The 16711-nt window shown below is 53.5% G+C and carries 15 protein-coding genes; 10 read left to right on the forward strand and 5 right to left on the reverse strand.

Features of this window, described 5'->3' with window-relative positions; translation table 11 throughout:
• Window positions 1-13: 13 nt before the first annotated feature.
• Window positions 14-655 (reverse strand): hypothetical protein, encoded by a 642-nt coding sequence (locus tag WHS88_09870; protein ID MEJ5260485.1) that lies wholly within the window; start codon window positions 653-655, stop codon window positions 14-16.
• A gap of 284 nt (window positions 656-939) precedes the next feature.
• On the opposite strand from WHS88_09870, the gene WHS88_09875 reads away from it, so the two are divergent.
• From WHS88_09875 to WHS88_09885, 3 genes are read left to right on the forward strand one after another with little or no spacing between them, the layout of a single operon-like run.
• A complete protein-coding gene (locus WHS88_09875) occupies window positions 940-2076 on the forward strand; it encodes a PilT/PilU family type 4a pilus ATPase (GenBank protein ID MEJ5260486.1) in 1137 nt (378 codons plus the stop codon).
• Window positions 2077-2100: 24 nt separating this feature from the next.
• A complete protein-coding gene (locus tag WHS88_09880; protein ID MEJ5260487.1) occupies window positions 2101-3747 on the forward strand; it encodes an ATPase, T2SS/T4P/T4SS family in 1647 nt (548 codons plus the stop codon).
• Window positions 3748-3771: 24 nt separating this feature from the next.
• On the forward strand, window positions 3772-4830 hold the full coding sequence (locus tag WHS88_09885; GenBank protein ID MEJ5260488.1) for a hypothetical protein: 1059 nt from the start codon (window positions 3772-3774) through the stop codon (window positions 4828-4830).
• 127 nt (window positions 4831-4957) lie between these two features.
• On the opposite strand, the gene WHS88_09890 is transcribed toward WHS88_09885, so the two are convergent.
• Window positions 4958-5107 carry a hypothetical protein gene (locus tag WHS88_09890; protein MEJ5260489.1) on the reverse strand — a complete coding sequence of 50 codons (150 nt, stop codon included), beginning with the start codon at window positions 5105-5107 and terminating at the stop codon, window positions 4958-4960.
• Between the two features lie 283 nt (window positions 5108-5390).
• On the opposite strand from WHS88_09890, the gene WHS88_09895 reads away from it, so the two are divergent.
• The 3 genes from WHS88_09895 to WHS88_09905 are packed head-to-tail and all read left to right on the forward strand — an operon-like array spanning window position 5391 to window position 8320.
• Window positions 5391-6419, forward strand: a complete 1029-nt coding sequence (locus WHS88_09895; GenBank protein MEJ5260490.1) for a radical SAM protein — start codon at window positions 5391-5393, stop codon at window positions 6417-6419.
• A gap of 36 nt (window positions 6420-6455) precedes the next feature.
• Window positions 6456-7781: a serine/threonine-protein kinase gene (locus WHS88_09900; protein MEJ5260491.1), complete on the forward strand. Its 1326-nt coding sequence runs from the start codon at window positions 6456-6458 to the stop codon at window positions 7779-7781.
• Window positions 7751-8320, forward strand: coding sequence for a TetR/AcrR family transcriptional regulator (locus WHS88_09905; GenBank protein MEJ5260492.1), 570 nt, complete (start codon window positions 7751-7753; stop codon window positions 8318-8320). The genes WHS88_09900 and WHS88_09905 overlap by 31 nt, the downstream gene beginning before the upstream one ends.
• Here the strand turns inward: WHS88_09905 and WHS88_09910 are convergent.
• Window positions 8315-10180 (reverse strand): hypothetical protein, encoded by a 1866-nt coding sequence (locus WHS88_09910; protein ID MEJ5260493.1) that lies wholly within the window; start codon window positions 10178-10180, stop codon window positions 8315-8317. The two genes, WHS88_09905 and WHS88_09910, sit on opposite strands and share 6 nt — an antisense overlap.
• 98 nt (window positions 10181-10278) lie before the next feature.
• On the reverse strand, window positions 10279-11097 hold the full coding sequence (locus WHS88_09915; protein MEJ5260494.1) for an inositol monophosphatase: 819 nt from the start codon (window positions 11095-11097) through the stop codon (window positions 10279-10281).
• Window positions 11098-11150: 53 nt separating this feature from the next.
• Between WHS88_09915 and WHS88_09920 the strand changes: the two genes are divergently transcribed.
• The 4 genes from WHS88_09920 (at window position 11151) to WHS88_09935 (ending at window position 15758) form a co-directional block, all read left to right on the forward strand.
• Complete coding sequence (locus tag WHS88_09920; GenBank protein ID MEJ5260495.1) at window positions 11151-11624, forward strand: DUF2752 domain-containing protein; 474 nt, start codon at window positions 11151-11153, stop codon at window positions 11622-11624.
• Window positions 11625-11634: 10 nt separating this feature from the next.
• Window positions 11635-12318: a hypothetical protein gene (locus tag WHS88_09925; protein ID MEJ5260496.1), complete on the forward strand. Its 684-nt coding sequence runs from the start codon at window positions 11635-11637 to the stop codon at window positions 12316-12318.
• 13 nt (window positions 12319-12331) lie between these two features.
• On the forward strand, window positions 12332-13918 hold the full coding sequence (gene serA, locus WHS88_09930; protein MEJ5260497.1) for a phosphoglycerate dehydrogenase: 1587 nt from the start codon (window positions 12332-12334) through the stop codon (window positions 13916-13918).
• Window positions 13919-14006: 88 nt separating this feature from the next.
• Window positions 14007-15758, forward strand: a complete 1752-nt coding sequence (locus tag WHS88_09935) for a DNA topoisomerase VI subunit B (protein MEJ5260498.1) — start codon at window positions 14007-14009, stop codon at window positions 15756-15758.
• A gap of 30 nt (window positions 15759-15788) precedes the next feature.
• Here the strand turns inward: WHS88_09935 and WHS88_09940 are convergent, their stop codons facing one another.
• Window positions 15789-16364 (reverse strand): class I SAM-dependent methyltransferase, encoded by a 576-nt coding sequence (locus tag WHS88_09940; protein ID MEJ5260499.1) that lies wholly within the window; start codon window positions 16362-16364, stop codon window positions 15789-15791.
• Window positions 16365-16711: the final 347 nt, after the last annotated feature.

Below are 16711 nucleotides of genomic sequence, written 5' to 3' on the forward strand. Positions count from 1 at the left end.
CGCACCCCTTTGCCTACCGCATCACCCAGTCCTGATTTTCAAACCGCAGGGAGGCCTGTCCGCGAAGCTGGGGGTCCGCTCCGATGGAATAAGTCAGCTGAAGGGTCTTCCGCAGATAAACCTGCACAGGGCGGTCCTGTTCTCTCAAAGTCGGGTGCTCTATAGCGATTGTTTCATTGCTCAGCCCGGCCAGGTAAAACCGAACCTCCTTGGCTTTCTCATCAAAATCCGGCCAAAAAACTACGAAATCCCGCCGATTGTCCTGGCCTTTTCGGATACGATGGTCCTCAAAATCGAGCGATTCAAGAAACGGATATTGCCCCCGATGCCGAGCCCGAACAGTCTCAAACACGCTGAACGGCTCGCCCTGTCCGGCTGACAAAATCTGAAACGTGTCCGTTACCAGTTCAAATTTCGGATAAAACGGGACTTCTTCTTCTGAAGACAGGTTCGTAACGGAAAAAATCATATACCAGAAGCGTTTTGGCTGACCGGTCTGAGGAGACGGTACCTGAATCAGGACGGGATGTTCATAGGTAATATCGAGTGTCCAGCGCCCCTTTTCCGGAACGGCCGACGGACGCGGCCAGCCGACAACCAAACCCGACAGAATTCCTATCCAAAGTACCGTGAAAAGACCGACCTTTTGTTTCATACCTCATCCCTTTTCTGAAGTCCTTTCCGCCTATCTATAGCCGTTTTAAACCATTCTGTAAAGGAAAAACAGCACAATTCTGTCCGGTTATTCGAAAACCTTCCCATTTTTCATCAATTCGAGTAAATACAACTTACAGGGGAATCTTTGTCTTCTGGGTTGACAGAGATTGAAAAAGACGGTTATAATCCGTTTTTCGGGACTTACCCCCGAAAAGAGGGGAAAACAACTCCAGTTTAACCGCTGGAAATGAGAAACCTTTGGTATCTGTCAGGAGCAGCCGAATGCCGGAAGGTCAGCCGTTAGATACTCATATTGTAAAACTGAAAAATCCGCCCCAGATTGAAAAACTCTTCAAGGCCGCCATCAAGGCCGATGCAAGCGACCTCCATCTGAAGGTCGGAATGCCTCCCAAGATGCGGATTCACAGCAAACTGAAGAATACCACCGGCCAGCCCCTCACCGAAGAAGAAATCGAAGAGCTGATTTTTGAAATCATGAGCGAGGAGCAGAAAAAGTACTTCCTCGAACACGGCTCTCTCGACTTCGCTTATCAGGTCGGCGAACTGGACCGCTTCCGCATTAACACCTTCCGCCAGCGCGGCTACATCAGCGTCGTCGCCCGCCGAATCAGCGGCAGAATTCCGCCTTTCGAGACCCTTCACCTGCCGCCTATTGTCGAAAAAATCGCCGACAACCACGACGGCCTTATCCTCGTAACCGGACCGACCGGATGCGGAAAAACTTCCACCATCGCCTCCATGATTGATCATATTAACCGCACCCGTTCTGAACACATTATCACCATCGAGGACCCGATTGAATTTCTGCATGTCGACAAAAAATCCATTGTTTCTCAGCGGGAAATTGGTATCGACGTCCTCAACTGGAACGATGCTCTGCGCACCCTGATGCGGCAGGACCCGGACGTCGTCGTCATCGGCGAAATGCGAGACCAGCAGACCGTCACCGCCGCGATGCGGGCCGCCGAAACCGGCCATCTGGTCTTCGGAACCCTTCACGCCAACAATGCCCCTCAGACCATCCAGCGGCTGCTCGATATGTTTCCGCAGGAAGAACGGGATTTGATTCGCCAGACCTTCGCCCTGACAATGCGGGCGATTATCAGCCAGCAGCTGCTGCCCGGCATCCGGCCCGATGTGCCGCGGATTCCCGCCGTTGAAATCCTGATTAATACTCCGGTCGTGCGGAAACTCATCAGCGAATCCCGGGAGGGAGATTTGTCCAGCGTCATTCGCTCCTCCTACGGCGAGGGCATGGTGGACTTTACGGAAAGTCTGCGGAAATTAGTCGAGGAAGAATATATTGACCTGAGGGTCGCAGAACAGTACGCTCCCAATGTCGAGGAACTCAAGATGGCCCTAAAAGGAATCCGTTCCACGGCGGGCGGCATTCTTTAAACTCGGAAACAGTGAGGAACCTTCATGGCGGATATGCTTGCAGCGGCAGTCACATACGGCGGATACATCAACCTGTTCAAGTTTCTGCTTGTGCTGGCGGCGTTTTTCGGCTGGCTCCCCCTGGCCAACTGGATTTACGAGGATTCACAGGCCGTCGGCACGAACAAAAAACCGTGGACCCTGGCCATTACCCTCGTAGGGGCTCTCGGGCTGCTGCTTTGGCTGCTGATTCCCATCTACATCATCGGACTGCTGATTTTTCTCATCGCCGTCGGCGGCGTATCCATGGCCTATGTGATTCACCGGAATGCCCTGGTGGCCGACTTCGAGAAAGTTCTCACAGCCGACCATTTCCGCAACTTGTTCGTCAACGCCGAAAAGAAACTCCAAAAGGCCTCCCGCGGGCTGTCTTTCATTACGGCCAACGGCAATGAGGTTCCCCTTCCCCAGCCCAAAACGACGGAGGCCTACGGTTTTGTGACCACCTGTGAAATTCTCGACGACGCCATCTGGCGCCGGGCCAGTCAGGTCCTCTTCCAGCCTCAAAAAGAAAACTACGAGGTCACCTACATCATCGACGGCGTCCCCGGCAAACAGACCCCCCGAACACGGGAAGAGATGGATTCCTTCATTTATTACATCAAGCACCTGGCGGCCCTCGAAGTTGAGGAAAAACGAAAACCCCAGCAGGGCCGATTCAAAGTCATTGTTAAGGGCGACCAGCTTCATCCGATTAAATGGGAGGTCAGCACCGCCGGTTCAACCGCCGGTGAACAGATTAAGCTGACCCGGCTGGATGAAAACACCGTCAAAAAAGTTACGGAACTGGGATTAAACGACAACCAAATCGCCTCCATCGAATCCCTCAAAAATGAAACCAAAGGACTGGTTTTGATTTCGGGACCGGCCGGCAGCGGACGCACAACGACTCTCTATGCCCTGCTGCGCAGCCACGACCCGTTTCTGTACAACATCAATACGCTCGAAAAAACGCCGTTGACGGAGCTGCCCAACATTACTCAGAACATCTTCACCCTCAGCGACACCGGCACCACCAGCTACTCGCGCAGGCTTCAAAGTATTTTGCGAAAAGGTCCCGACATCATCGGGGTCGAAGACTGCGAAGATGCCCAGTGTGCCCAGCTGCTGTGCGCGGCTGTGAAAGATTCTCGAATGGTCTATGCCGTCATGGAAGCCGCCAGTGTCAGCCAGACCCTCGAAAAATGGATTAAATTAGTCGGCGATAAAGAAGCGGCGATTGACTGCCTGACGGCCGTCATCAATCAGCGCCTCGTGCGAATGCTCTGTGACCAGTGCCGCGTGGCTTACAAACCGAATCCGGCCCTGTTCAAAAAATTCAATATTCCGGCCAACGATGTAGATATGTTCTATCGACCCGGAGAAATCGAGTACGACAAACGGGGCCGACCGATTATCTGCGAAAAATGCCAGGGCACCGGCTACTACGGACGCACCGGTCTTTTTGAAACCATTCGGTTCACCCCCGATTTGGCCCGGGCCCTCAAGCAGGCCAACAGCCAGCAGGAAATGATTGCCGCACTGCGCAAGGCCGGAATGCTCTATATGCAGGAGCAGTCCATCAAGAAGGTGTCGATGGGGATTACCTCCATCAATGAGGTTATCCGGAATTTCAGCACAAAAAACCCATAACTGTTCGAAAAACGGAATCTGTCTATGCCGACAATTTTGGTTGTAATCATCCTCATCGCCGGAGCGCTTTACTTCTACTTAAAATGCAACATCATCACGGCCATGACCAACATGCTGGCCGCTGTCATGGGCTGCATCCTGGCCTTTTCCTACTATGAACAGCTGGCCGGGCTTCTGGTATCGGAAAAATGGGCGGTCTCTTGGATACAGAGTGCCGCCTTTCTGCTGATTTTCTTTTTCGGCTTCCTGTTTATCCGCGTCCTGTCCGGATTCCTGGCCAAAGGGGATTTTGACCTCGGACGTCCTGTCAAACTGATGATTACAATCCCGTCCGGCATCTTCACCGGCCTGCTGGTCTCGGGGGTAATCCTGATTGCCGCCGCCCTTTCCCCCCTGCCCCCCAAAACATTCTACTGCCGCTATCCCGTCTCGCAGCCCCTCCATCTGGGAATCAACTATCCTCCGATTATCAACGCCGACGGCTTCACCACGGCCTTTTATTCCTGGGTCAGCCGGGGGGCATTAAGCTCCAGCAAGAGTTTTGCCGTCCTGCACAGCCATTACCTGACCCGCCTGCATTTGAATCGATACGCCCTCGGACAGGGCATCCCCGCCGTCTGCTCCCCCAAAGCCGTCAAACTGCCCCTGGGCAGCGTCCAGCCTGTTCGGCTCCGGGATTTTCCCGATCAGCCCCGGATGGCCGTTATTCGCCTGGGCATTTCCGGCAACCCCATCCCCAAAGGCGGCGCGGAACAGGATGACAAAATCTCCTTTATCCCCGCCCAGGTGGTCCTGCTCGTAAAGGAAAATGAACAGGCCGGGCATCTCCTCGGTTCAGCCGGTGTCGTTTACCCCAGCGGCATCCTCCAAAACAACCAGCTTGTTTCACTCAATCTTCATGAGCCGATTGTTGCCGAAATCAAAAATCTCGGAACCGACCGGACCCTCTGGCTGGATATTGTCTTCCAGCTGCCCCCCGAAAGACGTCCGGTGCTCCTGGCCTTTAAACAAAACGCAATCATTGACCTGCCCAAACCGGTCCCGAGCACCGAGGAAGTGGAAAAAGCACTGGGGGCAATCTAAACAAAACAGGACTTTATCTATCCGGTAACAGGGTCCGTCCGGCCTTCTTCGAAAACAAAAAAACAGGAGGACAAGTACCCGGATGCTTGTCCTCCTGATAGAGACAAATTCTGAAATCCTGCCCGGCTCAGGCGCAGAGCGCGGTTTCCTCCAGGTCAATTTCCATCAGGTGTTCCAGATAAAGGTCCAGGTCCTCTTTGGAAAACTGGGCCAAAAATTCCGGTTTGGCAGACTTGTTGATTTCAAGGATGCAATCAATAATTTCTCGTTTACTCATACCGCACATCTCCCTATCTTCAGGCCATTCTTACGTCCATGTACAATTTCGTTTATCGGAAGAAGGCCCCTTTTTTCTTGAATTGTCTGCGAAACTGCCGGATTGCGGCCTGCTCTGAAACCAGATACAATATTTATACAAAATGGAAACGGAACTACAGGATATAGAATTCCGTCGACGGTGTGCAAGCGAAGCCGTGCAGAACGTCCAATAAAATCTGATTTCCGTCTTTACGAAAGACGGACAAAAAAAGAAAAAATTTTTGATTTTTTGCTGAATTGATTTGAACGAACTGAACCGAAACCTCTACAACCGGCGTCAAAACCGTTCCGGTCCGAAACTGAAACACTGGCGGTATGCCGGCCTTCTGCTCACTTACCGGTGTTCTGCGGCCTGCCGCTTCTGTTCCTATTATTGCAGCCCCCAGGCCGGCGGACTGATGCCGCATGAAATCGCCCTCCAGGCGTGGGATTCGCTGGTCCAGCTGGCCGGACCTGAGGCACACATCCATATTACGGGCGGTGAACCTTTCCTTTACTTTGACCATCTGGCCGCTCTGCTCGAAAAGGCCGCAGCACAGAAACTGCCCCCCCTGAATTCCCTCGAAACCAACGGCTTCTGGGTGCACAATCTGTCCGAGACCCGAAAAAAACTTCATTTTCTCCGTAAAATCGGGCTTCAGGAGCTCGCTGTCAGTTTTGACCCCTTCCATGCCGAATTCGTTCCTCTCGAAGCCGTTCGCACCCTTCGCTCGCTGGCTCAGGAGATATTGGGCCCCGAAAAAGTCAAAATCCGCTGGGAAAAATACCTCGAAAACTGTCCGCACATTGAGGTCTTTTTAGACCCCCAAAATCGGGCGGAGCTTCGAAAAATGCTCGAAGAGGACCGCTGCCGGTTTACAGGCAGGGCCGCCGAGTCCATTGGGCCTCTGGCAGCCGACTTGGCGATTGAGCAAATCCAACAGCAGTCTTGTCAAAATGCCTTCCTGAATGCCCGCGGGGTCCATATCGACCCCTTCGGAAATGTCTTTTGCGGACAATGCAGCGGCATCATCCTCGGAAACCTTTCCCGGCAGCCGCTCCATGTACTCTGGGAAACATTTGACCCCCCGAATTTGCCTTTCTGGACCCATTTGTTTCATTCGGGTCCGGCAGGACTGCTCCCGCAGGCCGTTTCGAACGGGTATCAGCCGAGCCCTTTGTATGCCTCCAAATGCCATTTGTGTACGGACATCCGAAGGTTTTTTTTTGACAAAGGAAGGTTTTTGTCGATAATTGGACCGGAAGAGTGCTATGGGATAAAGAGATGCTGAAGGAAGGATGCGTGATTTTATCCAGCGAGGTCCGGCTTGGCTGACAACGAAGCAACCAGTTTTGATACACTTTTCGGACGCATGGCGGTCGAGCAGAAGCTCTGCACGGAAGAAGAGCTGAAAGAGTGCAAAAAAGAGCTGCAGGCTCGAGCCGCCGGAAGCAATCCGGTTACCCTGGAGCGGCTTATGGTCGAAAAACAGGTCTTAACCCCCTCCCAGGCCGCTCGCCTAAAGGGGTCCATCCGGGAAAGCCGGGATGTATCGACTCAAATTCCCGGCTATCGCGTCCTGGGCAAACTCGGCTCCGGTGCAATGGCAGTGGTTTATAAGGCCAAGCAGCTGTCCTTAGACCGCATCGTAGCCATCAAGGTATTGCCGAAAAAATTTGTCCAGAAAAGCGACTATGTCGAGCGATTCTATAAAGAAGGCCGGATAGCCGCCAAACTGAACCACAACAATATCGTACAGGCCATCGACGTAGGCGAAGTCGGCGGCCTGTACTATTTTGTGATGGAATATGTCGAGGGGAAGACCCTCTACGACGACCTGTCCAAAGGCAAGATTTTCAGTGAAAAAGAGGCCCTCGATATTATCATCCAGCTGGCCAACGCGTTAGCCCACGCCCACGCCCAGGGCCTTATCCATCGCGATGTCAAGCCCAAAAACATCATGATTAACAAAGAGGGCATCGTGAAGCTGGCGGATATGGGTCTGGCCCGCGAGGCCTCCGACATCAAGGCCGCCAAACACGAACAGGGCAAGGCCTTCGGAACCCCCTACTACATCGCTCCCGAACAGATTCGCGGCGAGCTGGACATCGACGGACGGGCGGACATCTATGCGCTGGGGGCTACCCTGTATCATATGGTCACCGGCCGGGTGCCGTTTGATGCCTCCAGCCCCTCCGAAGTGATGCGAAAACACCTCAAAGAGCCCCTGGTCCCGCCGGACCATATTAATACGTCGCTGTCCGCCGGCATTTCGGAAGTGATCGAAGTCATGATGGCCAAAAACAAAGAGGACCGCTACAAAAATATGGAGGAGCTGCTCATTGACCTCCAGGCCGTACGGGACGGCAATCCGCCCGTCATCGCTCGCCAGCGGTTCAATATGGAGGCCCTCGAAAAACTGGAGGACGGCATCGAAGTCAATCGTCAGGAAGATTCCAAAAAAATCTACACAGATGAAATCATCGCCAAATACAAAGTAGCCGTAGTGGCTTTGATTGCGCTCAGCGCTGTTTTGTTTCTGATTGTGCTTTTCCTGGCTTTTCAGTTGAAAAATAAAAGTGAGTCTTACGATTTAACATACGGACAGGCTCCTTTTTCAACATGCCCAGAAATCCCCTCCAAACCCGCTTAAGGATCCTAACAGCTGCGGGCAATCTTTTCAGCAGACACGGCTTCTGCGCCACAACCCTGGAGGACATTCTCACCGCTGCCGGAATCACCAAAGGGGCCTTTTACCATTATTTCAAAAGCAAAGAGGATGTCTGCACCGCTCTCCTTGAAGAAGCCCTCGAATCAACTCGCCGACTGTTTTTGTCTCTGGCAGAGTCGAATCCGTACGAGGCCTTTGAACAATGGATAAGCCGAATTATGGACGGCAGCAGTCAGGAAGGCCTCGCTTTTCGGCTTGTTCTGCGCCTTTCCGACGAAGCGGCGGTCTTCCACGGTCCTGTCCCGGATCGGTTCAGTCTCTTCTGGGCCGAACAGGCCGGCGGCCTGGAAAAAATTCTTGCCTCCTTTCAGTCGGAGCAGGGGCTTCGGCTCGACCTGCGCTCCTCCGCCCTGCTGCTGCTCAGCACAGCCGTGGGCCTTATCCGGCTGCAGAACACTGTCCCGGCAGGCCTTCCGACCGAATCCCTGCTGAAAACAGCTCTTCGGCTGATTCTCTCATAAAGGATTGCCGACAGGAGCCGCGGAGGAAGCAGGCGTTGTCGATGACTGGTTCTGCTGGAACTGCCGTATCATCATCCGCTGCTGAATCTGCATCGTCCAGCTCATAATCTCCATCAGATGCTGCTTGGGCAGAACCAGATGCGTCTGAATGCGTCCGCCGTCCGCCCGGACCCCGATCGCCAGAGCACTTTGCGTCTGAACCGGAATGGACTCAATTATCTCGAAAAACGGCGGCATCGGAGCATCCGAACTGACCGCCTGCGTTGAACGTGTCATTTCTCCGAACCCCTTCATCAGCCGAATGACATTGACGGAGACGACCGCATCCGCCGTCTGAGCATTGGGAACGGCCTTCAAAGCCGCCTGCATCTCCGCAGGAGCCGGGGCATTGGCCGGCAAATCAATCATCCTTTCGAGAGACTGACGGGCCTGCGGCCCCATCGCCATAAATAATTTTTTATCTGCGAGTGCCATCAAATAAATTTCGTCGTCTCCAAACATCGTTTTAAGCATCTTTCTGTCCTGTTCCGATGCATTTTCCGGAACGGAAACCCGAACCACAATCTGATCAATCGACACGCCTTTGTACTGATCCGCCTTTTCCTCCATCGTAAAGACAGCCGGAATTCCGAACATCTTGTAAAACTCATTCGCCAGGTCTTTCCCTTCCTTTACCACCTCCCGCATCGCCGCCGCATCCGTAATTTCAATCGCCTGACGAGCTGAAAACGGAGGGGTACCGGCCGTGTAGCCGTATGAATAAGCCATCTGGGCTCCCGTCGCCTTCATACTTTTGGCCAGCAGGGCCTCCGTTTGGCTCCGCAGAGCCGCTTGCTTATCCCCAGCCAGGGAAAGAAAAGCATCCAGAAAAATCCAGTTGACCTTTTCGATCATCGGCTTATTCAGCACCGCCAAAACATGAACGGGGGCTTCCGCATCCAGATAGCCGCCCAGGGAAAAGCCCGGTTTCATCGCAGGGTCGCGTACCAGCATTTTGGCCAGTTCTGTATCCTTTTTGGCTGTAAAAAGCACCTCTGCCGTCATCTGCTCCGGCACAGGCGAAAGCAGGATGCTCAGACTGTCCGCCTGTCCCATCCAGGTATCCAGTGTATTGAGCATCGTCGAAATCGCCTCCGGCTTAAACGGCATTACCGCTCCTCCCTGAGAGGCCGCCTGCAGGCCTTGCTGAACCGCCTCCTTCAACGGCCCCGCCGCCGTCTGATAGCCCTTGTCCACATTCAGCCAAAACCACGCCGGAGCTGAAACGGCATTCTGGGCATCCGCAGGATTCAGACGAGCGGCCAGAGATTGTTTCTTTTCCTTCAAAATCGTGCGGACTGCCAGAAGGGATTGTTTCTGTTCGGCAGGGCCCAGCATCAGATAGGGGATACCCTCCAGCGGAACAAATGCAACAGTACCAAGCGATGAACCCGGCGCAGAAAGCGTATAAATCCCGTTTTCATCCGCCCCCCGAGAATAAGAACTTGATGTGTACACTTTGGCATCAGGTACGGGCAGCAAAAGCACCGCCATCGGTTCCCCACCGGTCGAATTCAGAAACAGGGCTGCGGCAATCGTACCGTTTTTATCTACCCCATTCAGCATCGGGTCCCCTAACGCCCCTCCCAAAAACATCGGAAACATCATCGAAACAGGCATCGGGCTTACACCCGACAGATACTGGTCCAGTTTCTCCAGCGTCCCCGTAAAATGATTAAGTCGAAAACAAATCAGCGTATCAGCAGGCAGCAAATCGAGGATTGCATCTTTTGATGAGGAGGCCGAATAACCGACCGATACAAACAATCCGCCAACCGACAAAAGAAGACATAAAAGAACCGGAAACAGTCTTCGATTCATACAAACGCTCCTTTCAAAAAGCAACGGTGAGCAACAGTTTCTAGAATTCACACAAGATTAAGACTGGTCTTTTCAAAACTTGTTACACGAAAACTTTTTTATTTCATTTGAAAAATCTTCAGAATTTCCTCCTTTTTCTTTAACGGACCTGCAACAATCGGAATGTAATCTCCCTGATAAGATTCCGGGACGACAGGAAAGAGAGATTTTCCCTCCGGAGACGAGACAAATCCGCCCGCCCGTTCCACAAGAAGAGCGCCGGCCGCAATATCCCACAGACGCGAACGAATGGTCACAGAGCCCACCATCGCCCCTTTGGCGACATACGCCAGGTGCAGGGCCGTCGAACCCAGACAGCGAAAACGGGTTTTTTGCATAATGGTCTGATACGGTTTGTCAAACTCCGCCGTCATATGGCTCTCGATTCCGAAACAGGCGAATCGATTCAGCTCCTGCTGATTCACCTGAATCCGGGAGCCGTTCATCTGCGCTTCCATCTCGGCCGCGGCTGTAAACATCGAATCCGTCGACGGTTCAAAAACCACTCCGACAATCGGCTGTCCATCCTGCAGGGCGGCAATGCTCACCGAAAAACACAGCAGGCCGTTGGCAAAATTGTTCGTGCCGTCAATCGGGTCAATCACCCACCAGATTCCCTGCTCGCCGCGCGGCGCCAGCTTAAAGAGCTTGCCGCCGTGCCCCTCCTCACACAAAAAACCATGGTCCGGATAGGTCTCCTTGATATGGTCCACGATAATCTTCTGACAAATCGGGTCGGCCTGTGTGACCAGCTCATCCGCATCCTTCTGCGTTGCATGAACAAAGCGAAGTTCTTCCAGGGCCCGCTGCCCGGCCAGACGCGCCGCCACCACGGCCGTCTCGAGCAAATCACGGATTTCTGTCGAAGACAATCCCATACATTCCCTTTCCCTTGACGAACAAACCTAAAAAAGATATTTTACCAACTCAAATGAACAATTGCCAGCCGATAAGCTCGGAAAAATCTTCCGACCGCATCTCTGCCGGAGGCCGGCTTGCCGCCGCCTTTGTCGCCATGGCCATTGCCGTCGGATTCGCCTTTTTCCATGCCTGCGACCGACAATGGCTTGACATCAGTCCCATTCTCGGCGTCTGCGGTTTCAAACAGCGCTTTGGTCTGCCCTGTCCCGGGTGCGGCTGGACCCATTCCATCCAGGCCTTCGCATCAGGGCGTATTGGAGAGTCCTTTTATCTCCAACCCGCCGCCGCCGTCTTTTGTCTGGCAGCCTTTGCGGCCTTTTTTTTTGCTTTACACATCGCCATTTTTGGGATAGATTTTTCGTTTTTGAGGTGGGCACGCTCACCCGGAGGATGCAAAGTGATAATTCTTGCAGCTGCCCTGATTGTCCTGGTTGGATGGATGGCGGTTTTGCTGCTGACCCTTATTGGGCAAAGTCAACCCTGAAACAAACAGAATGAGACCCAAAAAAATAGGCTTTTTTGATTGGTTTTCGGCGGCAGGGCTGCTGGCCCTGCTGGGCGGATGCTCGCCACTGGGGTTTCTTCTGAGCCCCTCCTCTTCGGAACAGAAAATCGCCGCCCAGTTCCCCCTGTACGCACAAAAAGATAAATCCGTCTATCTGGCGGTTCGCCCGTCCGCCGGCAGCCGAACCGATGCGGACATTCCCGGACTCCTCCAGAAAACCCTGGCCGCCGATTTCCACCGAAAAATCAAAATCCCGCCCGAAAAGATTTTCCAGATGTCGGCAGCTCTTCACAATCCTTCCGTCGCTTTTTCCTGGTCTCAGGTCGAGCAAGAAGCACGCCGTGTTCAGGCCGCATATCTGCTCTCGGTGGAAATCGTCGAATTCCAGGCCGTGCCTATGGGCTCACAAAACTATTATATGGGCAATCTGGCGGTCCGAACATTTCTGGCGGAAACAGAATCCGGACAGATTGTCTGGCCACCTGAAAAAACCCCGCGGCTGATTCGAGTCGCCGTGGACTTCGAACCCAAAGGACGCTCTCAACTGGTCCATCGCATGCTCACAGCCGTTTCCCACTGCATCGTGCGGCACCTCTATCCGTGCTCCAAAGCTGCTTTCCGAGTCAGCGAAGAATTGGAACCGCTTGAATCCCTTATGAACTCAACAGAATAGGAGATTTCAAACCATGTACCGAATTCTCATTACCGACAAACTGGCCCAGGAAGGAATTGACCTGATCAACTCCACAGAGGATTTCGAAGCCGTGGTGCGCACGGGAATCAAAGAAGAGGAACTGGCCTCGATTATCGGCGATTATGACGGCCTGATTATCCGCAGCGACACCAAAGTCACCGCCAAAGTGCTCGAACGTCCCGGCAAACTGAAAGGAATCGCCCGCGCCGGCGTCGGCATCGACAACGTGGACGTCCCCACCGCCACACGCAAAGGGATTCTGGTTATGAACACCCCCGGCGGCAACACCCTCAGCGCCGCTGAACACACTATGGCCCTGATGCTGGCCCTCAGCCGCAATATCGTCCCCGCCTGCAACAGTCTCAAACGCGGCGAGTGGGACCGCAAGCGATACACCGGCAACCAGCTGAACAACAAAACCCTCGGCATCATCGGTCTGGGCCGAATCGGAATGGCCGTGGCCAAAATGGCCCTTGGCTTTAATATGAAAATTCTCGGCTACGACCCCTTTGCCGCTCCGGTTGAGGCGGAAAAACTGGGAATTGCCATTACGGATTCTCTGGAAAGAATCTTCAAAGAATCCGACTTCATTACGCTCCATGTTCCCAAAAATGAAAAAACCCTCAACATGATCACCGCCAAAGAAATGAAGATGATGAAGCCGAGCTGCCGGCTGATTAACTGCGCCCGCGGCGGCATCATCAATGAAGAGGACCTGTACAACGCTCTGGCCGCCAAAACCATCGCCGGCGCCGCCCTCGACGTCTTCTCCAAAGAGCCGCCGGAGAATACCCGTTTCAAGGAACTGGACAACTGCCTGGTCACCCCGCATTTGGGAGCCAGTACCGAAGAAGCCCAGATTGAAGTCGCCGTTGAAGCCGCCCAAATCCTGATGGACGCCATCAAAGGCGGCCCCATCCGCAATGCCGTCAATGCCCCGGCCATGGGCGGCCTGTCCCCCATCATCAGCCAGTACGCCGCTCTGGCCCAGCGAATCGGCTCCCTGGCCAGTGCGATGGTATCCGGACATCTCAAAAATGTGCAAATCGAATTCCGCGGCTCCATCGCCGAAAAAACCGTGGACCCGATTGCCACCTCGTTCGCCATCGGACTGCTTCAGCCGCATTTTGACACCACCGTCAACCTCGTGAATGTTCACTTCCTGGCCAAAGAGCGAGGCATCAGCATCGATCAGACGAAAAATCCGGAAATCAAAGACTTTGAATCCACATTTGCCGCCACCGTCCAGACCGATCAGCAGAAACGCACAATCGTCGGAACCGTTTTCGGCGGCAATTTGCCCCGCATTATCGAAATCGACGGTTTCCCGATTGAAGTAACCCCTGAAGAGGCCATGCTGATTATCTTTAACGACGACAAGCCGGGCGTCATCGGCGCCGTCGGAACCATTTTAGGAAAGCACGGCATCAACATCAACACCATGGGCGTCGGTCACAAAAGGGCCGAAGGCAAAGCGATTCTGGCCTTCAGTCTGGACAAACTGCCGGATGAAAAGGCCGCTGATGACCTGAAAAATCTGGAGTTCGTCAACGAATTGTACATCTGCAAACTTCAGTAATTTCCGAAAAAACAAGCAGGATGAAATCCGCCCCGCCCTGCCGCATGGTCAGGGCGGGGATTCTTTGCCTTTACGGAGACGACGTAGAATGACGGCAGGAAAACGCACCCAGACGAAACAACTGAATCTGGCTTTTGAGGAAATGGAAAATTCAAAACCCTCTCCGTCCGAATCCGCTGCAACAGAGCAGACCCACGAAGAAACCCAAGAGGACCGGGAAATGCCCGCTGCATCTTCGGGCTCCCGGCGACGAAAGGCGGCCGCCGCAACAGCTGAAACGCTCGCCGCCAAGCAGCGGGATATCAGTGTCAGTGAGTTTTTCGCCAAAAACCGCCATCTGCTCGGTTTTGACAATCCCCGCAAGGCCCTTCTGACCGCCGTCAAAGAAGCCGTCGACAACTCGCTGGATGCCTGCGAAGAGGCCCATATCCTGCCGGACTTGGAAATCTCCATCCAGCCCTTCAACGGCTCCGACAACAAATTCACCGTCTCCGTGCAGGACAACGGCCCTGGCATTGTCGGTCAGCAGGTTCCCAATATTTTCGCGCGGCTCCTGTACGGCAGCAAGTTCCACACCCTGAAAATGAGCCGCGGTCAGCAGGGCATCGGCATCAGCGCCGCCGGAATGTACGGCCTGCTGACTACGGGACAGCCCGTGCAGATTATCACCCGCACCAGCCCCAGGAAAAAAGCCCGCCATTACCACGTCCAAATCGACACCGCCCGCAACCGTCCGGAAACCATTCTTGATGAAGAATGCGATTTTGAGCTACCGCATGGGACCCGCGTGACCATCACCCTCGAAGGACGCTACCAAAAAGGGCGCCAAAGCGTCGATGAATATCTGGCCCAAACGGCTATGGCCAATCCTCACGCCCGAATCCTTTATCGAACGCCGGATGGTCAGACCATCGAATATCCTCGCCGAAGCAATCAAATGCCCTTTATCCCCATCGAAGTCAAACCGCATCCCTACGGCGTCGAATTGGGGGTTCTTTACAAAATGGCACGCGAAAGCCGGACCAAAACGCTCTCTGAGTTCCTCCGGACCCAGTTTTCCAGAATCAGCGACCGACTGGCCGCTGAAATTATTCAGAAGGCCAAACTGTCCGCCAAACTGAAACCCGAAAAAATCACCCTCAAAGAAGCGGAGGCCCTTCATACCGCCATTCAGGATACCAAAATTATGGCCCCGCCGACCGACTGCATCGGCCCTATCGGCGAAGAGGCCCTAATCGAAGGGCTCAAACGCGTGGTTCAGGCTGAGTTCTATACCAGCTGCACCCGAAAACCCGCCGTCTATCGGGGCAATCCTTTCCTGGTGGAAGCAGCGCTGGCCTTCGGCTTCAAGGATGAAGAGGCCGAAGCAGAATCCGAAGACAAAGAACCAATGCTTCGGCTGGTGCGGTTCGCCAACCGCGTCCCCCTGCTCTACCAGCAGTCCGCCTGTGCCATTTACAAGGCTGTGATCGAAACCAACTGGAGAAACTACGGCATCAGCCAAAGCCGCGGCGCCCTGCCTACGGGCCCCATTCTGCTCATGGTCCACATCGCCTCCGTCTGGGTCCCCTTTACCTCCGAAAGCAAAGAGGCCGTGGCCCATTACCCCGAAATCATCAAGGAAATCAAACTGGCCGTTCAGGAATGCGGACGCAAACTCGGAATGCATGTCCGCCGCCAGAAACGCATCCACACCGAGATGCTCAAACGCAGCTACATCGAAACCTATCTGCCCTATATCGGCGAGGCCCTGCGGGATATTCTGGCTCTCAAGGAAAACCAGGTCCATGATGTCCAGGAAAAACTCAAGCACATCCTCGAAAAAACCCGCTCCATTTGACAGAATCTTACGGACAGATGACCGCTGCCCTTATCGTCTCTTTCGAAAAACCCTCATATTTTTAAGACACAGCAGTTCTCGGAAGCGCCCGCAGGACACAACGGTCTCTTCAACCGCGCGTCGAACCCCCTCAAACCTTTCCACCCCTGTATCATGAAAAATGATAAGTCCATTCCGAACCAGCCACGGCTCCCAGAGCCGAATGTCCAGCAGAACATCCTCATAGAGATGGGAACCATCCACAAATAGGAGACGAATCGACTCATTCCACCCTTTTGCCGCCTCCTCGGACGTCATCCGAAGCGGACAAACTGTATCGCGGACGGAATGAACTCGAAGATTCTCAAGAAAAACCTCATAACTGCCGCGAAGGTGCGGATCGACCGCAAAGACCTTCTCTGCACGGCCGGCTTTCTTTAGGCCGGACGCCAGCACCATCGTTGATTTACCCTTAAAAGAGCCAATTTCAACAATAGAACCTTCTTCTTTGGGAAAATAGGCAAAATAAAAAAGGGTCAGAACCTCTTTTTCGGACAAATGCCCTTCGAGCTCACAAAGCTCCTGAAACTCCTGAACCGTCAGCGTGCTTGAGAGCTGATGATTCATTATTTTTGCACGCCAGGCGCTGAGGCGAAAAAAGCGGGAAATTCGTGCAGCCTTTGGCTTGATAACAGGTAATAGCCGCCTTCGCTGAAACCCTGACACGAGCTCAAGCCCCCTCTGATTCCGCCTAAAGAATAAAAAACTCTACGGATTTCTTCAAGAATGAGGCAGTTTTTATCCTATTTTTATCCGAATGTACAGAAAACCTCTCGAACAGCGCCCCAGTCAGGAAAACCATGCTCTGAATAAAAATTTCTTCTTTTACCGGGGCAGGTAGCCGCGGACCATATAGTGGAGGTCTTCATTTTCAAACGGACGCGGGTCCGGCACCCGGTTTTTGGCCAGATTAA

It is taken from the genome of Anaerohalosphaeraceae bacterium, assembly GCA_037479115.1.
Lineage (GTDB): Bacteria > Planctomycetota > Phycisphaerae > Sedimentisphaerales > Anaerohalosphaeraceae > JAHDQI01.